The following is an 18,438-nucleotide window of genomic DNA, read 5'->3' on the forward strand; positions in this document are numbered from 1 at the left end:
AGGTGTTAGAACAACAGAGAATATAATGATGCAGGATTTGCGTCTGATATTAATCATTGTTGGCGCGATCGCCATAATCGCTTTACTGGTACATGGTTTCTGGACCAGCCGTAAAGAACGATCTTCTATGTTCCGCGATCGTCCACTAAAACGCATGAAATCGAAACGCGACGACGACTCGTATGACGACGATGTCGAAGAAGACGAAGGCGTGGGTGAAGTTCGTGTTCACCGCGTAAATCATGCCCCCGGCCAGTCGCAGGAGCATGATGCCCCTCGTCAGTCGCCGCAACACCAGTACCAGCCGCCTTATGCGTCTGCGCAACCGCGTCCAGCGGCGCCGCCGCAGCCGCAAGCGCCGATGCAACAGCCGGTTCAGCAACCGGTCCAACCTGCGCCGCAGCCTCAGCAGGTTCAGCCATCTGCGCCGCCGGTACAGCCGCCGCAACAGCAGCCTGCACCGCCGTCGCAAGCGCCGCAGCCTGTTGCGCAGCCCGCGCCGCCGCCATCAGCGCAAACCTTCCAGCCTGCGGAACCTGTGGTTGAGGCGGAACCGGTAGTGGAAGAAGCGCCGGTTGTGGAAAAACCGCAGCGTAAAGAGGCGGTCATCATTATGAACGTCGCGGCCCATCATGGCAGCGAGCTTAATGGTGAAGTGTTACTGAACAGTATTCAGCAGTCAGGCTTTAAATTTGGCGATATGAATATTTTCCATCGTCATTTGAGCCCGGACGGCAGCGGCCCGGCCTTGTTCAGTCTCGCGAATATGGTCAATCCGGGAACGTTCGATCCTGAAATGACGGACTTCACTACGCCTGGCGTCACTATCTTTATGCAGGTACCGTCTTACGGCGATGCGCTGCAGAATTTCAAGCTGATGCTGCAATCCGCGCAGCATATCGCTGATGAGGTCGGCGGCGTCGTGCTGGATGACCAGCGTCGGATGATGACGCCGCAGAAACTGCGCGAATATCAGGACCGCATCCGCGAGGTGATGGACGCTAACGCCTGAGGTTAACGCAGGTGTGACATTTTTAACGTAACCCCCGCCTGTCGGGGGTTTTTTATCATTGATGGTGTGATATGGAACCAATCGAACAACAACTGACAGAACTGCGAACCACGCTTCGCCATCATGAATATCTGTATCATGTGATGGATGCGCCCGAGATTCCCGACGCCGAATATGACCGCCTGATGCGGGAACTGCGAGAGCTGGAGGCGCAACGTCCGGACCTTATCACGCCGGATTCGCCCACGCAGCGCGTTGGCGCGGCGCCGCTGACGGCATTCAACCAGATTCGCCATGAAGTACCGATGCTGTCGCTCGATAACGTATTTGATGAAGAAAGCTTCCTGGCGTTTAACAAGCGAGTGCAGGATCGTCTAAAAAGCACGGAAAATGTCATCTGGTGCTGCGAGCTAAAGCTGGATGGTCTGGCGGTCAGCATTCTGTATGAAAACGGCGTGCTGGTGAGCGCTGCGACGCGTGGCGACGGCACCACCGGTGAAGATATTACTTCAAACGTGCGCACGATTCGCGCCATTCCGTTAAAGCTGCACGGCGATAACATTCCGGCGCGTCTTGAAGTTCGCGGAGAGGTATTTTTACCGCAGGCCGGGTTTGAAAAGATCAATGAAGACGCGCGCCGCACTGGCGGCAAAGTGTTTGCTAATCCGCGTAACGCGGCGGCGGGCTCGTTGCGTCAGCTCGATCCGCGTATTACGGCGAAGCGACCGCTAACATTTTTCTGCTACGGCGTCGGTATTCTGGAAGGCGGCGAGTTGCCGGATACGCATCTGGGACGTTTGCTGCAATTTAAAGCGTGGGGGTTACCGGTCAGCGATCGCGTGACGCTGTGCGATTCTCCCCAGGCGGTACTGGATTTTTATCGCAACGTCGAAAAAGATCGCCCCACGCTCGGTTTTGATATCGACGGCGTGGTGATTAAGGTCAACTCGCTGGCTTTGCAGGAACAGCTGGGCTTTGTGGCCCGCGCGCCGCGCTGGGCGGTGGCGTTTAAATTTCCTGCTCAGGAGCAGATGACTTTTGTGCGCGATGTTGAGTTTCAGGTCGGGCGCACCGGGGCGATTACGCCGGTGGCGCGTCTGGAACCGGTTCAGGTGGCTGGTGTGCTGGTCAGCAATGCCACGTTGCATAATGCCGATGAAATTGAGCGACTTGGCTTGCGCATTGGCGATAAGGTGGTTATCCGTCGGGCAGGCGATGTGATCCCTCAGGTGGTCAACGTGGTTCTGTCCGAACGCCCTGAAGAGACGCGTCCGATTGTGTTTCCAACGCACTGTCCGGTGTGCGGATCGGACGTAGAGCGCGTTGAAGGCGAAGCCGTTACCCGTTGTACCGGCGGGCTGATTTGCGGCGCGCAGCGTAAAGAGTCGCTGAAACATTTTGTGTCGCGCCGGGCGATGGATGTAGACGGGATGGGCGATAAGATCATCGACCAACTGGTGGAAAGGGAGTATGTCCATACGCCAGCGGATCTGTTCCGTCTGACGGCGGGTAAACTGACCGGCCTGGACCGAATGGGGCCAAAGTCCGCGCAAAATGTTGTAAACGCGCTGGAAAAAGCCAAAGCGACGACTTTTGCGCGTTTTCTCTATGCGCTGGGCATCCGTGAAGTGGGTGAAGCGACGGCGGCGGGGCTGGCGGCTTATTTCGGCACGCTGGAGGCGCTGCAGACCGCTACCATTGACGAGTTGCAGAAAGTACCCGACGTGGGGATTGTGGTCGCTACGCACGTCTTTAACTTTTTTGCCGAAGAGAGCAATCGTGACGTGATTGGGCAGCTACTGGCGGAAGGGGTTCACTGGCCCGCGCCGGTAGTCATTAATGTGCAAGAGGTCGATAGCCCGTTTGCCGGTAAAACCGTGGTACTAACCGGTAGCCTGAGCCAGATGTCCCGCGATGACGCTAAAGCGCGTTTAGCGGCGCTGGGCGCGAAAGTGGCAGGCAGCGTATCGAAGAAAACCGATCTGGTGATTGCCGGTGAAGCGGCGGGCTCCAAACTGGCCAAAGCGCAGGAACTGGGTATTACCGTGATTGATGAAGCGGAAATGATCCGCTTACTGGGTGCCTGAGATGGAAAAAGAGCAGCTGGTTGAAATCGCCAACACCGTGATGCCCTTTGGCAAATATCAGGGACGTCGATTGATCGACCTTCCGGAAGAGTATTTGCTGTGGTTTGCCCGTAAAGATCAATTTCCGGCGGGTAAACTGGGGGAGTTGATGCAAATCACGCTGCTGATTAAAACCGAGGGGCTGACGCAACTGGTACAGCCCCTGAAACGCCCGCTTTAAGCTTTCGCGGCGCGGCTTTCCTGCTGCGCCTGTAACTTCTCGGTCTGGCGTTTGTAGCGCCGCGCCAGCCCTGCGCAGACCATCAGTTGGATCTGGTGGAAGATCATCAGCGGTAATACCATCATACCCAGCACTGACGTCGGAAACAGAATATTGGCCATCGGGATCCCGTTGGCCAGGCTTTTTTTCGAACCGCAGAAAACAATAGTGATTTCGTCGGCTTTATTGAAGCCGCATTTACGGGCGACAAAGACGTTAATGGTGATGACGATCGCCAACAGTATGAGACTGACCACGACGATAAACAGCAGCGATCCCCAGCCGACTTTGTGCCAGATGCCGTTGACCACCGCTTCGCTGAACGCCGAGTAGACCACCAGCAAAATAGAGGTCTGATCTGTTTTCGCGATCCACTTTTTGTTGCGCGCGACCCAGTTGCCGATCCACGGGCGAGACAGGTGTCCCAGCACAAAAGGCAGCAGCAGTTGCAGCATAATTTTGCCCACCTCTTCCAGACTGCCCTGCGCGCCATGAATATTCATTACCAGACCGACCAGCAGCGGCGACAGGAAAATGCCCAGCAGACTGGACGCAGACGCTGAGCACACCGCGGCCGCGACGTTACCGCCCGCGAGTGAAGTAAATGCAATCGCCGACTGCACGGTGGCGGGCAAAATGCACAGATACAGAAAGCCACTGTAGAGCATAGGGTCGACATTGACAGGCGCCCACCAGGCAAACAGTACGCCGAGGACAGGAAAGAGCACAAAAGTGCTGCACATGACCCACAGATGCAACCGCCAGTGGCTGCCGCCAGCGATGATCGCTTCACGTGAAAGCTTCGCGCCATGCATAAAAAACAGCAGAGCGATGGCCGCTGTCGTAATGCCTTCAACGACAGGCACAAAGCCGCCTTCCGCCGGGAAAAAAGAGGCCAGTAGTACCACGGTGATAAGTGTCAGCGTGAAAGGGTCAAGGATACGAAAAAGTTTCATAAAAACTCCTGAAAGTCGGTGCAGCTATTTTGCGTTTTTCGCTTTGAGAAATAAAATTAATTTATTGCATCTATATATGAATCTAGTCGATGAACTATTCACTGCGTCAACTGCGTATTTTTATTACCGTCGCCCAGGCCAAAAGTTTCAGTCGGGCAGGGGACAGGATTGGACTGAGCCAGTCTGCGGTCAGTCATAGCGTAAAAGAGCTGGAGCGGCAAACCGGCGTCAGACTGCTGGATCGCACCACGCGTGAGGTGGTGCTGACCGAGGCGGGGCAACAACTGGCGACGCGTCTGGAGCGGGTGCTTGATGAACTGAACAGCATACTGCGCGATGCAGGCAGAGTAGGGACACAATTAACCGGCACCGTGCGCGTTGCCGCGAGCCAAACCATTTCTGCGCATCTTATTCCGCAATGCATTGCCCAAAGTAATTCACTTTATCCCGCTATTGATTTTGTATTGCACGATCGTCCGCAGCAGTGGGTGCTGGAGAGCATCCGCCAGGGTGAAGTGGATTTTGGCATCGTTATCGATCCCGGCGCAGCGGTGGATTTACAGTGTGAAGCCATCTTATCAGAGCCTTTTTTACTGTTGTGTCGCCAGGATCATCCGCTGGCGCATCAGGAATGGGTGAGCTGGCAGGATCTTAAACAGGCCTCGCTGGTCTTACAGGATTATGCTTCCGGCAGTCGACCGCTGATTGATGCGGCGCTGGCCCATTTTGCTATTGAGGCGGATATCGTGCAGGAGATTGGTCACCCGGCCACGCTGTTTCCAATGGTGGAAGCGGGAATCGGCATCAGCGTGCTGCCCGCGCTGGCGTTACCGCTCCCGCAGGGCAGCCACTTGCAGGTTAAACGGCTGACGCCCGTAGTTGAAAGGCAGCTCATGCTGGCGCGACGAAAAAACCGATCGCTCTCCACGGCGGCGCAGGCGTTGTGGGACGTGGTGCGTACCCAGGCCAGCGAATTAACCGCCGCGAGGGCGAAAGATCCGCTGTATCAGCTATAAATATCTATCTGTCCGTGTGTGAGGTGCGGTCTTGCCCTGCCATTTTTGACAGGGCAGTGTGTTAAAACAGGTATTTGATGGAATAAATAATGCCATCCTGCAGGAAGGATTCTCCTAACTTATTATCAGCGTAACGATATTGTACTCCTGCGGTCAGGTGAGGAGTCGCATTCCACCACAGCGCTACTGCGCCATTAATGCCATCTTTCCCGCCATTGCCCGCAGCGTAGGACGCATCGCGGTCAAACTCATACTCATTCCAGTTCGTTACGCTGAATTTCTCACTACCCAACGAGAAGCTATAGCCGGCCACCCAACCTAATACATAACCATTATCGCCTGTGTAGTAGGTCTGATCGGTATAACGTTTGGCAAAGAAGGGTTTAAACCAGTAACCGTTACCTGTGAAGTTATAGCCTAAACCATAGAGAAACATGTCATCATGGAAATTAGCGCGATGAGGTGAACCGTACGTCCCGTAGGCATGGAGATAGAGGTTTAATCCTGTATCGCCCAGATAAATACGGTTGGTATTTTTAAAGGTGTAACGCTGTTCGCTGCCTGGTTTAGCGTGGCGGCCATTGTAAAAATTTTCCCAGTCGAAGAACCCGTACATTTCTCCCCAGCTAAAATTCGCTCCGCCTTCCAGTTCCAGGTACCCAAAATCATCTTTATGGGATTTTTTACTGGTTTTTTCCGTGGTGTCTGATGTCCAGTCGAGGTAATGGAGGCCGATATCGGCGAACCCGCCTTTAAATTCCGCATGGGTGAGTGCGGGAATAATGAGTAAAGAAGAAAGCGTCAGAGTAAGAATTTTTTTCATAGCATATTTCCCTATGCCGATAATTATTAATGGGTTAATTAAAAAGAGGCAATTTATAAATATGAAAGCGGCATATTGTTAATATGAAGTGCAAGCAAAAACCAATACTGTTTTCCCTCTGTATTAATACAGAAGCGATCTAAATCTATCGATATTAAATGGCTATTGATGACACGTGAAAAGTGTATTGGTCAGCAAGGGGCGATGGTCGTTATAAAAAGGAGTCAAATTAAATCCGATAGAACAAGGAAACTTATGCCTCACGCTCTTTTTTCTCATAATCCTGAGTATTGTATTGATATTATTCATGCACATAAACCGGCATTTACCCCGCGAGTCGCGTTTATTTTAGGCTCCGGGTTGGGTGCTCTGGCGGATCAAATCGAAGATGCGGTAGCCATTTCTTACGAGAAATTGCCGGGATTTCCCGTCAGCACCGTACACGGCCATGCTGGTGAACTGGTGCTCGGCCATCTGGCGGGTGTTCCGGTGGCCTGTATGAAAGGTCGCGGACATTTTTATGAAGGGCGTGGAATGGCGGTGATGACCGATGCCATTCGCACGTTGAAATTACTGGGCTGTGAAGTGTTGTTCTGCACCAATGCGGCAGGATCTCTGCGTCCGGAAGTGGGGCCGGGTAGCCTGGTTGCGCTTAGCGATCACATTAATACGATGCCCGGTACGCCGATGGTGGGGCCAAACGATGATCGTTATGGCGATCGCTTCTTCTCGCTGGCTAATGCTTATGACGCAGATTATCGCGCCATGCTTCAGTCCGTTGCGGCAGAGGAGGGATTCCCCCTCACTGAAGGCGTATTTGTTTCTTATCCGGGTCCGAACTTCGAAACGGCGGCAGAAATCCGCATGATGCAGATTATTGGCGGCGATGTGGTCGGAATGTCCGTTGTCCCTGAGGTGATTAGCGCACGTCATTGTGGCCTCAAAGTTGTTGCCGTCTCAGCGATCACCAATCTGGCGGAAGGGCTGGGCGATGTAAAACTCTCCCATGCGCAAACGCTGGCGGCGGCTGAACTTTCCCGGCAGAACTTTATAAATCTGATTTGCGGCTTTTTACGTAAACTGGCCTAAACACAATGACTACGGCCCCGTATTGGGGCTTTATCTCACGGCAAGGAATAAAAAATGGGTATTACGTCCCGCTTAAAAGTCATGTCGTTCTTGCAATATTTTATCTGGGGGAGCTGGCTGGTTACCCTGGGCTCTTACATGATCAACACTCTGGATTTTACCGGCGCGAATGTCGGTATGGTCTACAGCTCAAAAGGACTGGCAGCGATTATCATGCCGGGCATTATGGGGATCATTGCTGATAAATGGCTGCGCGCTGAGCGAGCCTATATGCTTTGCCATCTGGTTTGCGCGGGGGCGTTATTGTACGCCACCACCGTTACCGATCCCCAGACGATGTTCTGGGTGATGTTGGTTAATGCGATGGCGTATATGCCAACGATTGCATTATCCAATAGCGTTTCGTACTCCTGTCTGGCGAAAGCAGGTCAGGATCCGGTAACGTCATTTCCGCCTGTGCGCGTTTTCGGCACAATAGGTTTTATTGTTGCGATGTGGACGGTGAGCCTGATGGGGCTGGAACTGAGCAGTGCGCAATTATACATCGCTTCTGGCGCATCGTTATTGCTGGCCCTGTATGCGCTGACGTTACCGAAAATTCCGGTAGCCGAGAAGAAGGCGAACACCACGCTTGCCAGTAAGCTCGGACTGGATGCTTTTGTTCTGTTTAAAAATCCACGCATGGCAATCTTCTTTTTGTTTGCGATGATGTTGGGGGCGGTGCTGCAAATTACCAATGTCTTCGGTAATCCGTTCCTGCATGATTTTGCCCGTAATCCTGAGTTTGCCGACAGCTTTGTGGTGAAGTATCCCTCTATCTTGCTTTCAGTTTCGCAGATGGCGGAAGTGGGCTTTATCCTCACCATTCCGTTCTTCCTTAAACGCTTTGGTATTAAAACGGTAATGCTGATGAGTATGCTGGCGTGGACGCTGCGTTTCGGCTTCTTTGCCTTTGGCGATCCATCCCCGTTTGGCTTTGTGCTACTGCTGCTGTCGATGATTGTTTATGGCTGCGCATTTGATTTCTTCAACATCTCAGGGTCAGTATTTGTAGAGCAGGAGGTGGACTCAAGTATTCGCGCCAGCGCGCAGGGGTTGTTTATGACCATGGTTAACGGCGTGGGGGCGTGGATTGGGTCTCTTTTAAGCGGTATGGCCGTGGATTATTTTTCTATTGATGGCGTAAAAGATTGGCAAACCATCTGGCTGGTCTTTGCCGCCTACGCTCTGGCATTGGCCGTTATTTTTGCATTGTTCTTTAAATATCAGCACCATCCAGAAAAACTGTCGACCAAATCATTAGCACATTAATTTTATTTGACTGGCGAGAGGATGTTCGCCAGTCCATTTTTATGAACAAGGACACAGCATGAAAGAAATTATTCTCTCCTCCGGTATTGGATTTGGTATTGGCGCATTTTTTACTTTATGCCGTATACCTATTCCCGCACCAAATGTTTTACCCGGGGTATTATCTATTGTATTTATGTATATTGGGTATCTTGTCGTTAAATCTATTTTTTACTAGGTAATATGGTAAATTCCAGACGTTATCCCTTATTCCTGGAGTGCGATAGTGATGGAACGAGCCCATCGTATTGATCTAAAGCTATTACGTTATTTCCTCGCTGTTGCAGAAGAATTGCATTTTGGCCGGGCTGCTGCCCGGTTAAATATGTCACAACCTCCCTTGAGTATCCATATCAAAGAACTTGAACAGCAACTGGGTACATTGCTGTTTATTCGTCATTCCCGCAGCGTTGCATTAACCCATGCCGGGAAAGTTTTAATGGAGGAGTCACGTCGCTTGTTAGCCAGTGCAAATCAGGCGCTGGCGCGAGTGGAGCAGATTGGTCGCGGTGAAGCGGGGCGCATTGAACTGGGTGTGGTTGGTACGGCGCTGTGGGGAAGAATGCGTCCTGCGATGCGTCACTTTTTGAAAGCAAATCCCAATGTTGAAGTACTTTTTCGCGAAAAGTCTCCCGGTATGCAAATGGCGTTGTTAGAGCGTCGGGAACTTGATGCAGGGATCTGGCGTATGGCTATCGAACCGGCAGTCGGTTTTACCAGCATACGTTTGCATGAATCTGCATTCATGGTTGCAGTTCCGGAAGATCACGATCTGGCATCCAGAGATTCTGTGCCGCTGTCGGCGTTGCGCAATGAATATTTTGTTACGTTGCCTTCCGTACATTCTGATTGGGGATTTTTACAACGTGTATGCCAACAGGCGGGTTTCTCGCCAATGATTATTCGGGAAGTGGTTGAGCCGCAAACGGTGTTGGCGATGATCAGTATGGGGATCGGGATTACGTTGATGGCTGATGGCTATGCGCAAATGAGCTGGCCGGGTGTGGTGTTCCGTCCGTTAGAGGAACGTATTCCGGCGGATTTGTATATTGTGTATGACCAGCAGCAGGCAACGCCAGCACTGGAGAAACTGGTGGCGGCGTTGACGGTATGATGTCTGTGCCGGATGGCGACTAACGTCTTATCCGGCCTACGTGTGCGGTGTCGTCTGTAGGCCTGATAAGCGCAGCGCATCAGGCAAGACCCGAACCTGCTGCAGGTTCGAATCTTCCATATCGCAGATAGCAAAAAAGCGCCTTTAGGGCGCTTTTTTACATTGGTGGGTCGTGCAGGATTCGAACCTGCGACCAATTGATTAAAAGTCAACTGCTCTACCAACTGAGCTAACGACCCGAAGTGGTGGGTGATGACGGGATCGAACCGCCGACCCCCTCCTTGTAAGGGAGGTGCTCTCCCAGCTGAGCTAATCACCCACTTCGGTACTTCACAATAAGAAATTTAGCTGGCGAGAAAGTGGTGGGTGATGACGGGATCGAACCGCCGACCCCCTCCTTGTAAGGGAGGTGCTCTCCCAGCTGAGCTAATCACCCACTTCTCAATTTCTTATCTACACGGCGGAGACTACATAAAGTAGTTGGTGGGTGATGACGGGATCGAACCGCCGACCCCCTCCTTGTAAGGGAGGTGCTCTCCCAGCTGAGCTAATCACCCCCGCTGTGTGGAGTCGCATTATAGGGAGAGTTGAAAATGAGTCAACGCATTTTCTAAAGTTTTTGTTTGTTCGTCGTAAAATTAAACAAAACGATCGTGAATTACCCCGCGCTGCATGATTTCTATACGGAAATAGCAAAGCGCAGTGTTCTGACCGGATCAACATTGAGGAATCAAGCCACAGTGATAGAATACAAGGCTATTCATCTTTCCAGGATTTGCCGGTTGTCGGCATCTTTATAAACGTAAGGCCATTTCATGAAAATCAAAACTCGCTTCGCGCCTAGCCCGACAGGTTATCTGCACGTCGGCGGCGCGCGTACTGCTCTTTATTCCTGGCTTTTCGCACGTCACCACGGCGGTGAATTCGTGCTGCGTATTGAAGACACCGATCTTGAGCGTTCCACGCCGGAAGCCATTGAAGCCATCATGGATGGTATGAACTGGCTGAACCTGGAATGGGACGAAGGCCCATATTTCCAGACCAAACGTTTTGATCGCTATAACGCGGTGATTGACGAGATGCTGGAGGCGGGAACAGCCTATAAATGCTACTGCTCTAAAGAGCGTCTGGAGCAACTGCGTGAAGAGCAGATGGCGAAAGGCGAGAAGCCGCGTTATGACGGGCGTTGCCGTCACAGTTACGAACATCATGCCGACGATGAGCCATGCGTGGTGCGCTTTGCTAACCCGCAGGACGGTTCCGTTATTTTTGATGATCAGATCCGTGGCCCGATCGAATTCAGCAATCAGGAACTGGACGATCTGATCATTCGTCGTACCGACGGTTCGCCGACCTACAACTTCTGTGTGGTGGTGGACGACTGGGATATGGAAATTACCCATGTGATTCGTGGCGAAGACCATATCAACAATACTCCGCGCCAGATTAACATTTTGAAAGCGTTAAACGCGCCGGTGCCGATGTACGCGCATGTGTCGATGATTAACGGCGACGACGGTAAAAAGCTGTCTAAACGTCACGGTGCGGTGAGCGTGATGCAGTATCGCGATGACGGTTATCTGCCGGAAGCGTTGCTGAACTATCTGGTGCGTCTGGGCTGGTCCAGCGGCGATCAGGAAATCTTCACTCGCGAAGAGATGATCAAGCTGTTCTCCCTCGGTGCGGTGAGCAAGTCTGCGAGCGCGTTCAACACCGATAAACTGCTGTGGCTGAACCACCACTATATCAATACGCTGGCGCCGGAATATGTGGCGACGCATTTGCAGTGGCATATTGAGCAGGAAAATATCGACACCCGTAACGGCCCGCAGCTTGCTGAACTGGTGAAGTTGCTGGGCGAGCGCTGCAAGACTCTGAAAGAGATGGCGCAGAGCTGCCGCTACTTCTATGAAGACTTCAGCGAGTTTGACGCCGATGCGGCGAAAAAACACCTCCGCCCGGTAGCGCGTCAGCCGCTGGAAGTGGTGCGCGACAAGCTGTCGGCGATTACGGACTGGTCAGCAGAAAACGTCCACCACGCGATTCAGGCCACGGCGGATGAGCTGGAAGTGGGGATGGGTAAAGTGGGGATGCCGCTGCGTGTGGCTGTGACCGGTGCCGGGCAGTCGCCTGCGCTGGATGTCACCGTACATGCGATTGGTAAAACCCGCAGCATTGAGCGCATCAACAAAGCGCTGGGCTTTATCGCCGAGCGTGAAAGCCAGCAGTAACGCCCGCTGAAACAGAATAAACGGCAGGGCAGACGCCTGCCGTTTATTCTTTGTTAGTCCGCCTCATTGATACCTAAACGCGTCAGAAATCCGCGAATACCTTCCCGCGATAAAAACAGCGCCAGTTTTTCCTGTTCCTGAGCAGACATATTTTCAACGGCATCAATAATTTGTCGATAAGCGTGACTGTGCGCCGCGTTCGCATATTCTGCGAAAGCCTCTTCCGCCTGATAAAACGCAGGCAGTTTGCGAAAAGCCGGAATATTGAGAATAAACTCCCGCACGCTGGCATCAATATGGATGAGTCTTGCGCGTCCGCCTTTGACGCCGGGAAATTTTTCGGTTTTCCAGTGTTGTTCTCTGATCCAGCGATTGACGGTTTGTCTGGCCACGCCGAGGCATTCAGCCAGCTCTTCAGTGGTCATTTTACTGCGTAATCTTTTCATATTATTTGCTATCGCGTATCCCTAAGCGTTGTAACAAACCGGTAATCCCTTCACGAACGAGGAGAGAGGTAAACTGTTTCTGCTCGGATGAGGTCATCTCTTTGGCGAGCGTCATGAGCAGCGCTTCAAGCGATGCGTTGCTGGCAGGCGTGAATGTGTCTGCGTGATGGTCAACTGAACGTTCAGCGCTGCGGATATATTCACGAACCTGTTCGTTTACATGAACCAGACGGGCTTTACCGCCCTGGACGCCAGGTTTGGGCGATGTTGCCCAGCCTTCTTTCCGTACCCATTTATTGATGGTTTGTCGGCTGTAACCGGTGAGATTAGCGAGTTCTTCTGGCGTCATCCGTTCCTTGAACATAACGATTCCCTGAATAGTCGTGGGGTTAATTAGTGGTTCATTTTATAGCACCATTTTAGTCGAAACCGTGACGTGTTTAACTACTGAATGCGAGTTGTGCCGCAATGTCCTTTATTTGAATGCTTTTTCAGCGATTGAATTCGGCAAGTTCATTTTGCCGTTGACACATGCCGAGGGAATTCATATGATGCCGCCCGTCAACTCGACAAGCTTTACGTAGTGGGGCTATAGCTCAGCTGGGAGAGCGCTTGCATGGCATGCAAGAGGTCAGCGGTTCGATCCCGCTTAGCTCCACCAAATTTACTCCCGATAAATTTGGCGTATACGTAAAAGCACTATGGGGCTATAGCTCAGCTGGGAGAGCGCTTGCATGGCATGCAAGAGGTCAGCGGTTCGATCCCGCTTAGCTCCACCAACATTCAAACCCTCGCTGAAAAGCGGGGGTTTTTGCTTTTTGTCACAAAATTTATGGCCTCTGAGCTGCTCTTCAGGTGCGTTTGTTTGCCGCTGCTTTTGCGGTCAATATGAGCTTTTGTTAGATTGCTTCATAATGCGAATATACTTATTATTCATGCGCCTTATATAATGATGTGAGCATTAAAGCAATGCCGGATAAGTGTAACGTATTAAAAAATATAAAAATATTTTTACTGGCCTTCTGCCTGACCGTTCCGGCTATTCTGCTATCTCGTCTCATTTCTCCCCGCGCCACAATTGATTCCAGCTATATCTTTCTGGCCTGGCTACCGCTCTGCGTCATGTTTTCCGTGCTGTTTTTATTTGGCCGCCGTGGCGTCGCGCCGATGGTAGGCGGAATGATGTTGACTAATGAATGGAATTTTCATTTACCTCTGCCACAGGCGATGGTGCTGCTATTTTGCCAGACGTTTCCCGTGTTGCTGGTTTGCGCTATCGTACGCTGGCAGCTGGGCGCGCGCTGGCGCTACGGAATACCCAACCAAGGCATCTGGCTACGCGTTTTCTGGTTAGGGTTAATGACGCCGTTTGGCATAAAAATCAGTATGCATCTGGCGGGGCACTACCTGGCTTTCCCGGTGACAATCTCTACCTTCTTTGGCACCGGCACCGCTATTTTCTCGATTGTTGATTTATTGAGTCTGATTTCTGCCGCGCTTATTTTTACCCTCTTTTTCTATTATCCGCTGCGGATGATAGTCAGCCCGCACTATATTCGTATTTTCTGGCGGAGGGATGTCGCTCCTTATCTCGCCAAAGAAAAACGCCTGTTTACGCTTCTCTGGTTTGCCACTCTGGCGACGCTATTAGCGGTGCTGTGTACGCCTTTCGAGACAAAGTATATTGCTGGCTATCTGGTGCCAGTTCTGTTCATTGGATTTACCATCGGCGTGGGGAAAATCAGCTATCCGCTGTTGAATTTTAGTTGGGCTCTCACTGCGCTATTCCTGCTTAGCTATAACCGCAATTTTCTGCAGGGCGTGGGCTCAGAATATTCGCTGGCATTTATCCTTTCAGTTCTCATTTCTTTTAGTATTTGTTTGTTGTACATGGCGCGGATTAATCAGCGTAGCGAATGGTTGAATCGACAGTGGCACTCGCAGGCATTAACCGATCCGTTGACGCAACTGCCTAACCTGCGTGCGCTGGAGCAGTTTCTTTTACAGGATGCCGGGCAAAGCGTGTGTTATCTACGCATGGAAAACCTGGAATTTCTGAGCCGTCATTACGGTATGCAGATGCGCGTGCATTGCGAACGCGAGGTGTTTCGCGTGTTGCAGCCGCTGCTGCTGGAAAAGGAGAAAATTTTCCATCTGCCGGGCAGTGAGTTATTGCTGGTATTGACGGGACCGGAGACGGAAGCCCGCCTGCAATATATGCTCAATGTGCTTAATAACCGCAAAATTTACTGGAACAATACCGGTCTGGACATGGAATACGGCGCATCGTGGGGAACATTCGATGGTCGCCAGGAAACCTTGCAACCGCTGTTGGGGCAATTAAGCTGGCTGGCGGAGCAATCCTGTTCGCACCGTCGGGTGCTTGCACTGACCCAGAGTATTGAAGCCGCTTCCGGGCAGACGACGGAACGGGTGCTGCGGTTGCAGAAAATCCGTCAGGCGCTGGAGCGCGGCGCGCTGGTTTTGTATGCGCAACCCATTCGCGACTCGCAGGGAAAAGGGTATGACGAGATTCTGACGCGGCTTCGGTGCGACGACGGTATCATGATGCCCAATCAGTTCATTCCGCTTATCGCCCAGTTTAACCTGAGCGTACGGTTTGATATGCAGGTGATGGAAGCGCTCCTGCAATGGTTGTCCGCGCATCCTTCGGCGGAGCAGGGGGCGCGTTTCTCGGTTAATTTGATGCCGCTGACGCTGCTGCAAAAAGAGACGGCGTCGCGCATTATGCAGCTTTTTAAACGCTATGGCGTCCCGCCTGCTTCGGTCATCATCGAAATTACTGAAGAACAGGCCTTCTCTCATTCCGAAATCAGTATGCACAATATCAACCAGCTGCGTAAGTTTGGCCTAAAAATCGCCATTGATGATTTCGGCACCGGCTATGCAAACTATGAACGGCTAAAACGCCTCAAGGCGGACATCATTAAAATCGACGGTTGTTTCGTAAAAGATATTCTGACGGACTCCCTGGATGCGATGATCGTGAAATCCATCACTGATTTAGCGAAAGCGAAATCGTTGAGCGTCGTGGCTGAGTTTGTTGAAACGCCTGCGCAGCGCGATCTGCTATTGCAGCTTGGCGTACACAGTTTGCAGGGATATCTGATTGGCCGCCCGCGCCCGTTAGGTAAATAAGTGGCATAAAAAAACCGGGGATAGCTCCCCGGTTTCTACATTAAACGCAGACTTACAGTACCAGCGCCGCGATAGAGGCGGACAGTACGCTCACCAGCGTAGAACCGTAAACCAGTTTCAGACCAAAACGGGAAACCACGTTGCCTTGCTCTTCGTTCAGGCCTTTAATCGCGCCCGCAATAATACCGATGGAAGAGAAGTTCGCGAAGGACACCAGGAAGACGGAGATAATGCCTTCAGCGCGTGGAGAGAGGGTAGCGGCGATTTTCTGCAGATCCATCATCGCCACGAATTCGTTGGAAACCAGTTTGGTCGCCATGATACTTCCTACCTGCAGCGCTTCACTGGACGGTACGCCCATTACCCATGCGACCGGGTAGAAGATGTAACCCAGAATGCCCTGGAAAGAGATGCTGTAGCCGAACCAACCGGTAACTGTTGCGAACAGCGCGTTCAGCGCCGCGATCAGCGCGATGAAGCCGATCAGCATCGCCGCGACGATAATCGCCACTTTAAAACCTGCCAGAATGTACTCGCCCAGCATTTCGAAGAAACTTTGGCCTTCATGCAGGTTCGACATCTGAATATTTTCTTCGCTGGCATCAACGACATAGGGGTTGATCAGCGACAGAACGATAAAGGTGCTGAACATGTTCAGAACCAGCGCTGCGACCACATATTTAGGGTCCAGCATGGTCATATACGCGCCCACGATAGACATGGAAACGGTAGACATTGCGGTCGCCGCCATGGTGTACATGCGGTTACGGGACATTTTGCCGAGGATATCTTTATAAGCGATAAAGTTCTCAGACTGGCCGAGGATCAGCGAGCTGACGGCGTTAAAAGACTCCAGTTTGCCCATACCGTTTACTTTGGACAACAGGAAACCAATAGCGCGGATGACCACTGGCAGAACGCGGATATGCTGGAGAATACCGATCAACGCGGAAATAAAGACGATCGGGCACAATACTTTCAGGAAGAAGAACGCCAAACCTTGATCGTTCATACTGCCGAAGACGAAGTTTGTCCCTTCGTTGGCAAATCCGAGCAGTTTTTCAAACATCTCGGAGAAACCTTTTACGAAGCCAAGGCCAACATCCGAGTTCAGGAAGAACCAGGCCAGTAATACTTCGATAACAAGTAACTGAATGACGTAACGAATGCGAATTTTTTTACGGTCGCTGCTAACCAGCAGTGCGAGTACCGCAACAACGGCAAGCGCCAGGACAAAATGAAGGACGCGGTCCATATTTGCTCCAAATATGAGGCAGGTTTAATTTTCGTGCACATTCTATGCAACAGCCGTAAAGAAAACGAGATCCAACACACACTATAATAAGGACCTGTGACGAGATTCAAAATTAGTGATCTGTAATACACTTTTACTGTACTGAATATGAAAATGAAAAGTTATATCAGTGTGCTAATCTTGTAATGTTAAGCCAAACTGTTCTGATACAGGTCGTCATCGTATCGGTCTATCGTTTCACACTATCAAAGTAATCACCCGTACCCATTGAAATGCACTTGATAATCATTATCAATAAACATAGCATGAAACATAGCAAAGGCTATGTTTTTGAGGCAAAAGATGACTGACAATCGCGTAGAGAATAGCAGCGGACGGGCGGCGCGCAAGCTAAGGCTCGCATTAATGGGACCTGCGTTCATTGCCGCGATTGGTTATATCGATCCTGGTAACTTCGCGACCAATATTCAGGCCGGCGCCAGCTTTGGCTACCAGCTACTCTGGGTGGTGGTCTGGGCGAACCTGATGGCGATGCTGATTCAAATCCTCTCGGCAAAACTCGGAATCGCCACGGGCAAGAACCTGGCGGAGCAAATTCGCGACCATTATCCGCGCCCGGTAGTCTGGTTTTACTGGGTACAGGCGGAAATCATCGCGATGGCCACCGATTTAGCTGAATTTATCGGCGCGGCAATAGGTTTTAAGCTGATCCTGGGCGTCTCTTTATTACAGGGCGCGGTATTGACCGGTATCGCGACGTTTCTGATTTTAATGTTACAACGCCGCGGTCAAAAACCGCTTGAAAAAGTCATCGGCGGTTTACTGCTTTTTGTCGCCGCTGCTTACATTGTGGAGCTGTTTTTCTCTCAGCCTGATATGGCGCAGCTTGGCAAAGGAATGGTTATCCCGGCGCTACCGAACCCGGAAGCCGTATTCTTAGCCGCCGGCGTGCTTGGCGCGACGATTATGCCGCACGTGATTTATCTGCACTCGTCATTAACACAGCATCTGCACGGCGGAACGCGGCAACAACGGTACTCAGCAACGAAATGGGATGTCGCTATTGCCATGACGATTGCCGGTTTTGTCAATCTGGCAATGATGGCGACCGCCGCGGCGGCGTTTCATTTTAGCGGCCACACTGGCATCGCCGACCTCGATCAGGCATACCTGACGCTGGAACCGTTACTAAGCCATGCGGCGGCAACGGTGTTTGGTCTTAGTCTGGTAGCGGCAGGGCTTTCCTCCACCGTGGTAGGGACTCTGGCGGGGCAGGTGGTGATGCAAGGGTTTGTCCGTTTTCACATTCCGCTGTGGGTACGGCGCAGCATTACCATGCTGCCCTCATTTATTGTGATTTTGATGGGGCTGGACCCTACCCGAATTCTGGTGATGAGCCAGGTGCTGCTGAGTTTTGGTATTGCGCTGGCGCTGGTGCCGCTCCTGATTTTCACCAGTAACGCTACGCTAATGGGCGAGCTGGTGAACACGCGGCGAGTAAAACAGATTGGCTGGATAATTGTCGTGCTGGTCGTCGCCCTGAATATCTGGTTGCTGGTTGGAACGGTGATGGGATTGTCATAAAGACAGAAAGATAGCAGGCCCGATGCGTGGGCGTCATCGGGCTGTTATTCAGCAGGA

General features: G+C 51.7%; 16 protein-coding genes and 6 tRNA genes. 13 read left to right on the top strand and 9 right to left on the bottom strand.

What is annotated here, in order from left to right; all coding sequences use genetic code 11:
- Positions 1 to 25 precede the first annotated feature (25 nt).
- From zipA to J1G48_RS06485, 3 genes are all read left to right on the top strand, one after another.
- Positions 26 to 1,012: a cell division protein ZipA gene (zipA, locus tag J1G48_RS06475; protein WP_000983126.1), complete on the top strand. Its 987-nt coding sequence runs from the start codon at positions 26 to 28 to the stop codon at positions 1,010 to 1,012.
- A gap of 71 nt (positions 1,013 to 1,083) precedes the next feature.
- Entirely contained in the window at positions 1,084 to 3,099 is a 2,016-nt protein-coding gene (gene ligA / locus J1G48_RS06480) for an NAD-dependent DNA ligase LigA (protein ID WP_000433286.1), read from the top strand.
- 1 nt (position 3,100) lies between these two features.
- Positions 3,101 to 3,319, top strand: coding sequence for a DUF3820 family protein (locus J1G48_RS06485; protein WP_001519708.1), 219 nt, complete (start codon positions 3,101 to 3,103; stop codon positions 3,317 to 3,319).
- Here the strand turns inward: J1G48_RS06485 and J1G48_RS06490 are convergent.
- Entirely contained in the window at positions 3,316 to 4,314 is a 999-nt protein-coding gene (locus J1G48_RS06490; protein WP_000765573.1) for a bile acid:sodium symporter family protein, read from the bottom strand. The genes J1G48_RS06485 and J1G48_RS06490 overlap by 4 nt on opposite strands.
- 89 nt (positions 4,315 to 4,403) lie before the next feature.
- Here J1G48_RS06490 and J1G48_RS06495 point away from each other — a divergent pair, with 89 nt between their 5' ends.
- The gene (locus J1G48_RS06495; protein ID WP_001109831.1) at positions 4,404 to 5,330 is read left to right on the top strand and encodes a LysR family transcriptional regulator; all 927 of its coding nucleotides are present in this window, start codon (positions 4,404 to 4,406) and stop codon (positions 5,328 to 5,330) included.
- 61 nt (positions 5,331 to 5,391) lie between these two features.
- On the opposite strand, the gene J1G48_RS06500 is transcribed toward J1G48_RS06495, so the two are convergent.
- A complete protein-coding gene (locus tag J1G48_RS06500; protein ID WP_000722926.1) occupies positions 5,392 to 6,153 on the bottom strand; it encodes an outer membrane protein in 762 nt (253 codons plus the stop codon).
- Between the two features lie 255 nt (positions 6,154 to 6,408).
- Here J1G48_RS06500 and xapA point away from each other — a divergent pair, with 255 nt between their 5' ends.
- From xapA to J1G48_RS06520, 4 genes are read left to right on the top strand one after another with little or no spacing between them, the layout of a single operon-like run.
- The gene (gene xapA, locus J1G48_RS06505) at positions 6,409 to 7,242 is read left to right on the top strand and encodes a xanthosine phosphorylase (protein ID WP_001119748.1); all 834 of its coding nucleotides are present in this window, start codon (positions 6,409 to 6,411) and stop codon (positions 7,240 to 7,242) included.
- Between the two features lie 54 nt (positions 7,243 to 7,296).
- Complete coding sequence (locus J1G48_RS06510; RefSeq protein WP_000513241.1) at positions 7,297 to 8,553, top strand: nucleoside permease; 1,257 nt, start codon at positions 7,297 to 7,299, stop codon at positions 8,551 to 8,553.
- A gap of 58 nt (positions 8,554 to 8,611) precedes the next feature.
- Positions 8,612 to 8,770: a DUF1427 family protein gene (locus tag J1G48_RS06515; RefSeq protein WP_000658727.1), complete on the top strand. Its 159-nt coding sequence runs from the start codon at positions 8,612 to 8,614 to the stop codon at positions 8,768 to 8,770.
- A 51-nt stretch (positions 8,771 to 8,821) separates the two neighbouring features.
- Positions 8,822 to 9,706 carry a LysR family transcriptional regulator gene (locus tag J1G48_RS06520; protein ID WP_000438892.1) on the top strand — a complete coding sequence of 295 codons (885 nt, stop codon included), beginning with the start codon at positions 8,822 to 8,824 and terminating at the stop codon, positions 9,704 to 9,706.
- Between the two features lie 163 nt (positions 9,707 to 9,869).
- Here the strand turns inward: J1G48_RS06520 and J1G48_RS06525 are convergent.
- The 4 genes from J1G48_RS06525 to J1G48_RS06540 form a co-directional block, all read right to left on the bottom strand.
- Positions 9,870 to 9,945 (bottom strand) — tRNA-Lys (locus J1G48_RS06525).
- A gap of 4 nt (positions 9,946 to 9,949) precedes the next feature.
- Positions 9,950 to 10,025, bottom strand: a tRNA-Val gene (locus tag J1G48_RS06530).
- A gap of 41 nt (positions 10,026 to 10,066) precedes the next feature.
- A tRNA-Val gene (locus tag J1G48_RS06535) sits at positions 10,067 to 10,142 on the bottom strand.
- Between the two features lie 45 nt (positions 10,143 to 10,187).
- A tRNA-Val gene (locus J1G48_RS06540) sits at positions 10,188 to 10,263 on the bottom strand.
- A 258-nt stretch (positions 10,264 to 10,521) separates the two neighbouring features.
- Here J1G48_RS06540 and gltX point away from each other — a divergent pair.
- The gene (gene gltX, locus J1G48_RS06545) at positions 10,522 to 11,937 is read left to right on the top strand and encodes a glutamate--tRNA ligase (protein ID WP_000695626.1); all 1,416 of its coding nucleotides are present in this window, start codon (positions 10,522 to 10,524) and stop codon (positions 11,935 to 11,937) included.
- 53 nt (positions 11,938 to 11,990) lie between these two features.
- On the opposite strand, the gene J1G48_RS06550 is transcribed toward gltX, so the two are convergent.
- Positions 11,991 to 12,383 carry a YfeC-like transcriptional regulator gene (locus J1G48_RS06550; RefSeq protein WP_000826514.1) on the bottom strand — a complete coding sequence of 131 codons (393 nt, stop codon included), beginning with the start codon at positions 12,381 to 12,383 and terminating at the stop codon, positions 11,991 to 11,993.
- 1 nt (position 12,384) lies between these two features.
- Positions 12,385 to 12,747 (bottom strand): YfeC-like transcriptional regulator, encoded by a 363-nt coding sequence (locus J1G48_RS06555; RefSeq protein ID WP_000472034.1) that lies wholly within the window; start codon positions 12,745 to 12,747, stop codon positions 12,385 to 12,387.
- 221 nt (positions 12,748 to 12,968) lie between these two features.
- Between J1G48_RS06555 and J1G48_RS06560 the strand changes: the two genes are divergently transcribed.
- The 3 genes from J1G48_RS06560 (at position 12,969) to J1G48_RS06570 (ending at position 15,542) form a co-directional block, all read left to right on the top strand.
- Positions 12,969 to 13,044 (top strand) — tRNA-Ala (locus J1G48_RS06560).
- A 42-nt stretch (positions 13,045 to 13,086) separates the two neighbouring features.
- Positions 13,087 to 13,162 (top strand) — tRNA-Ala (locus J1G48_RS06565).
- A 190-nt stretch (positions 13,163 to 13,352) separates the two neighbouring features.
- A complete protein-coding gene (locus J1G48_RS06570; RefSeq protein ID WP_001112944.1) occupies positions 13,353 to 15,542 on the top strand; it encodes a sensor domain-containing phosphodiesterase in 2,190 nt (729 codons plus the stop codon).
- Between the two features lie 52 nt (positions 15,543 to 15,594).
- Here J1G48_RS06570 and nupC read toward each other — a convergent pair whose 3' ends face one another.
- On the bottom strand, positions 15,595 to 16,797 hold the full coding sequence (gene nupC / locus J1G48_RS06575) for a nucleoside permease NupC (RefSeq protein ID WP_000376346.1): 1,203 nt from the start codon (positions 16,795 to 16,797) through the stop codon (positions 15,595 to 15,597).
- Positions 16,798 to 17,139: 342 nt separating this feature from the next.
- On the opposite strand from nupC, the gene J1G48_RS06580 reads away from it, so the two are divergent.
- A complete protein-coding gene (locus J1G48_RS06580; protein WP_000131732.1) occupies positions 17,140 to 18,381 on the top strand; it encodes an Nramp family divalent metal transporter in 1,242 nt (413 codons plus the stop codon).
- The last annotated feature ends 57 nt before the right edge of the window (positions 18,382 to 18,438 follow it).

Origin of the sequence: Salmonella sp. SAL-020 (genome assembly GCF_017372215.1) — a bacterium.
In the GTDB taxonomy this organism is placed as follows: domain Bacteria; phylum Pseudomonadota; class Gammaproteobacteria; order Enterobacterales; family Enterobacteriaceae; genus Salmonella; species Salmonella enterica.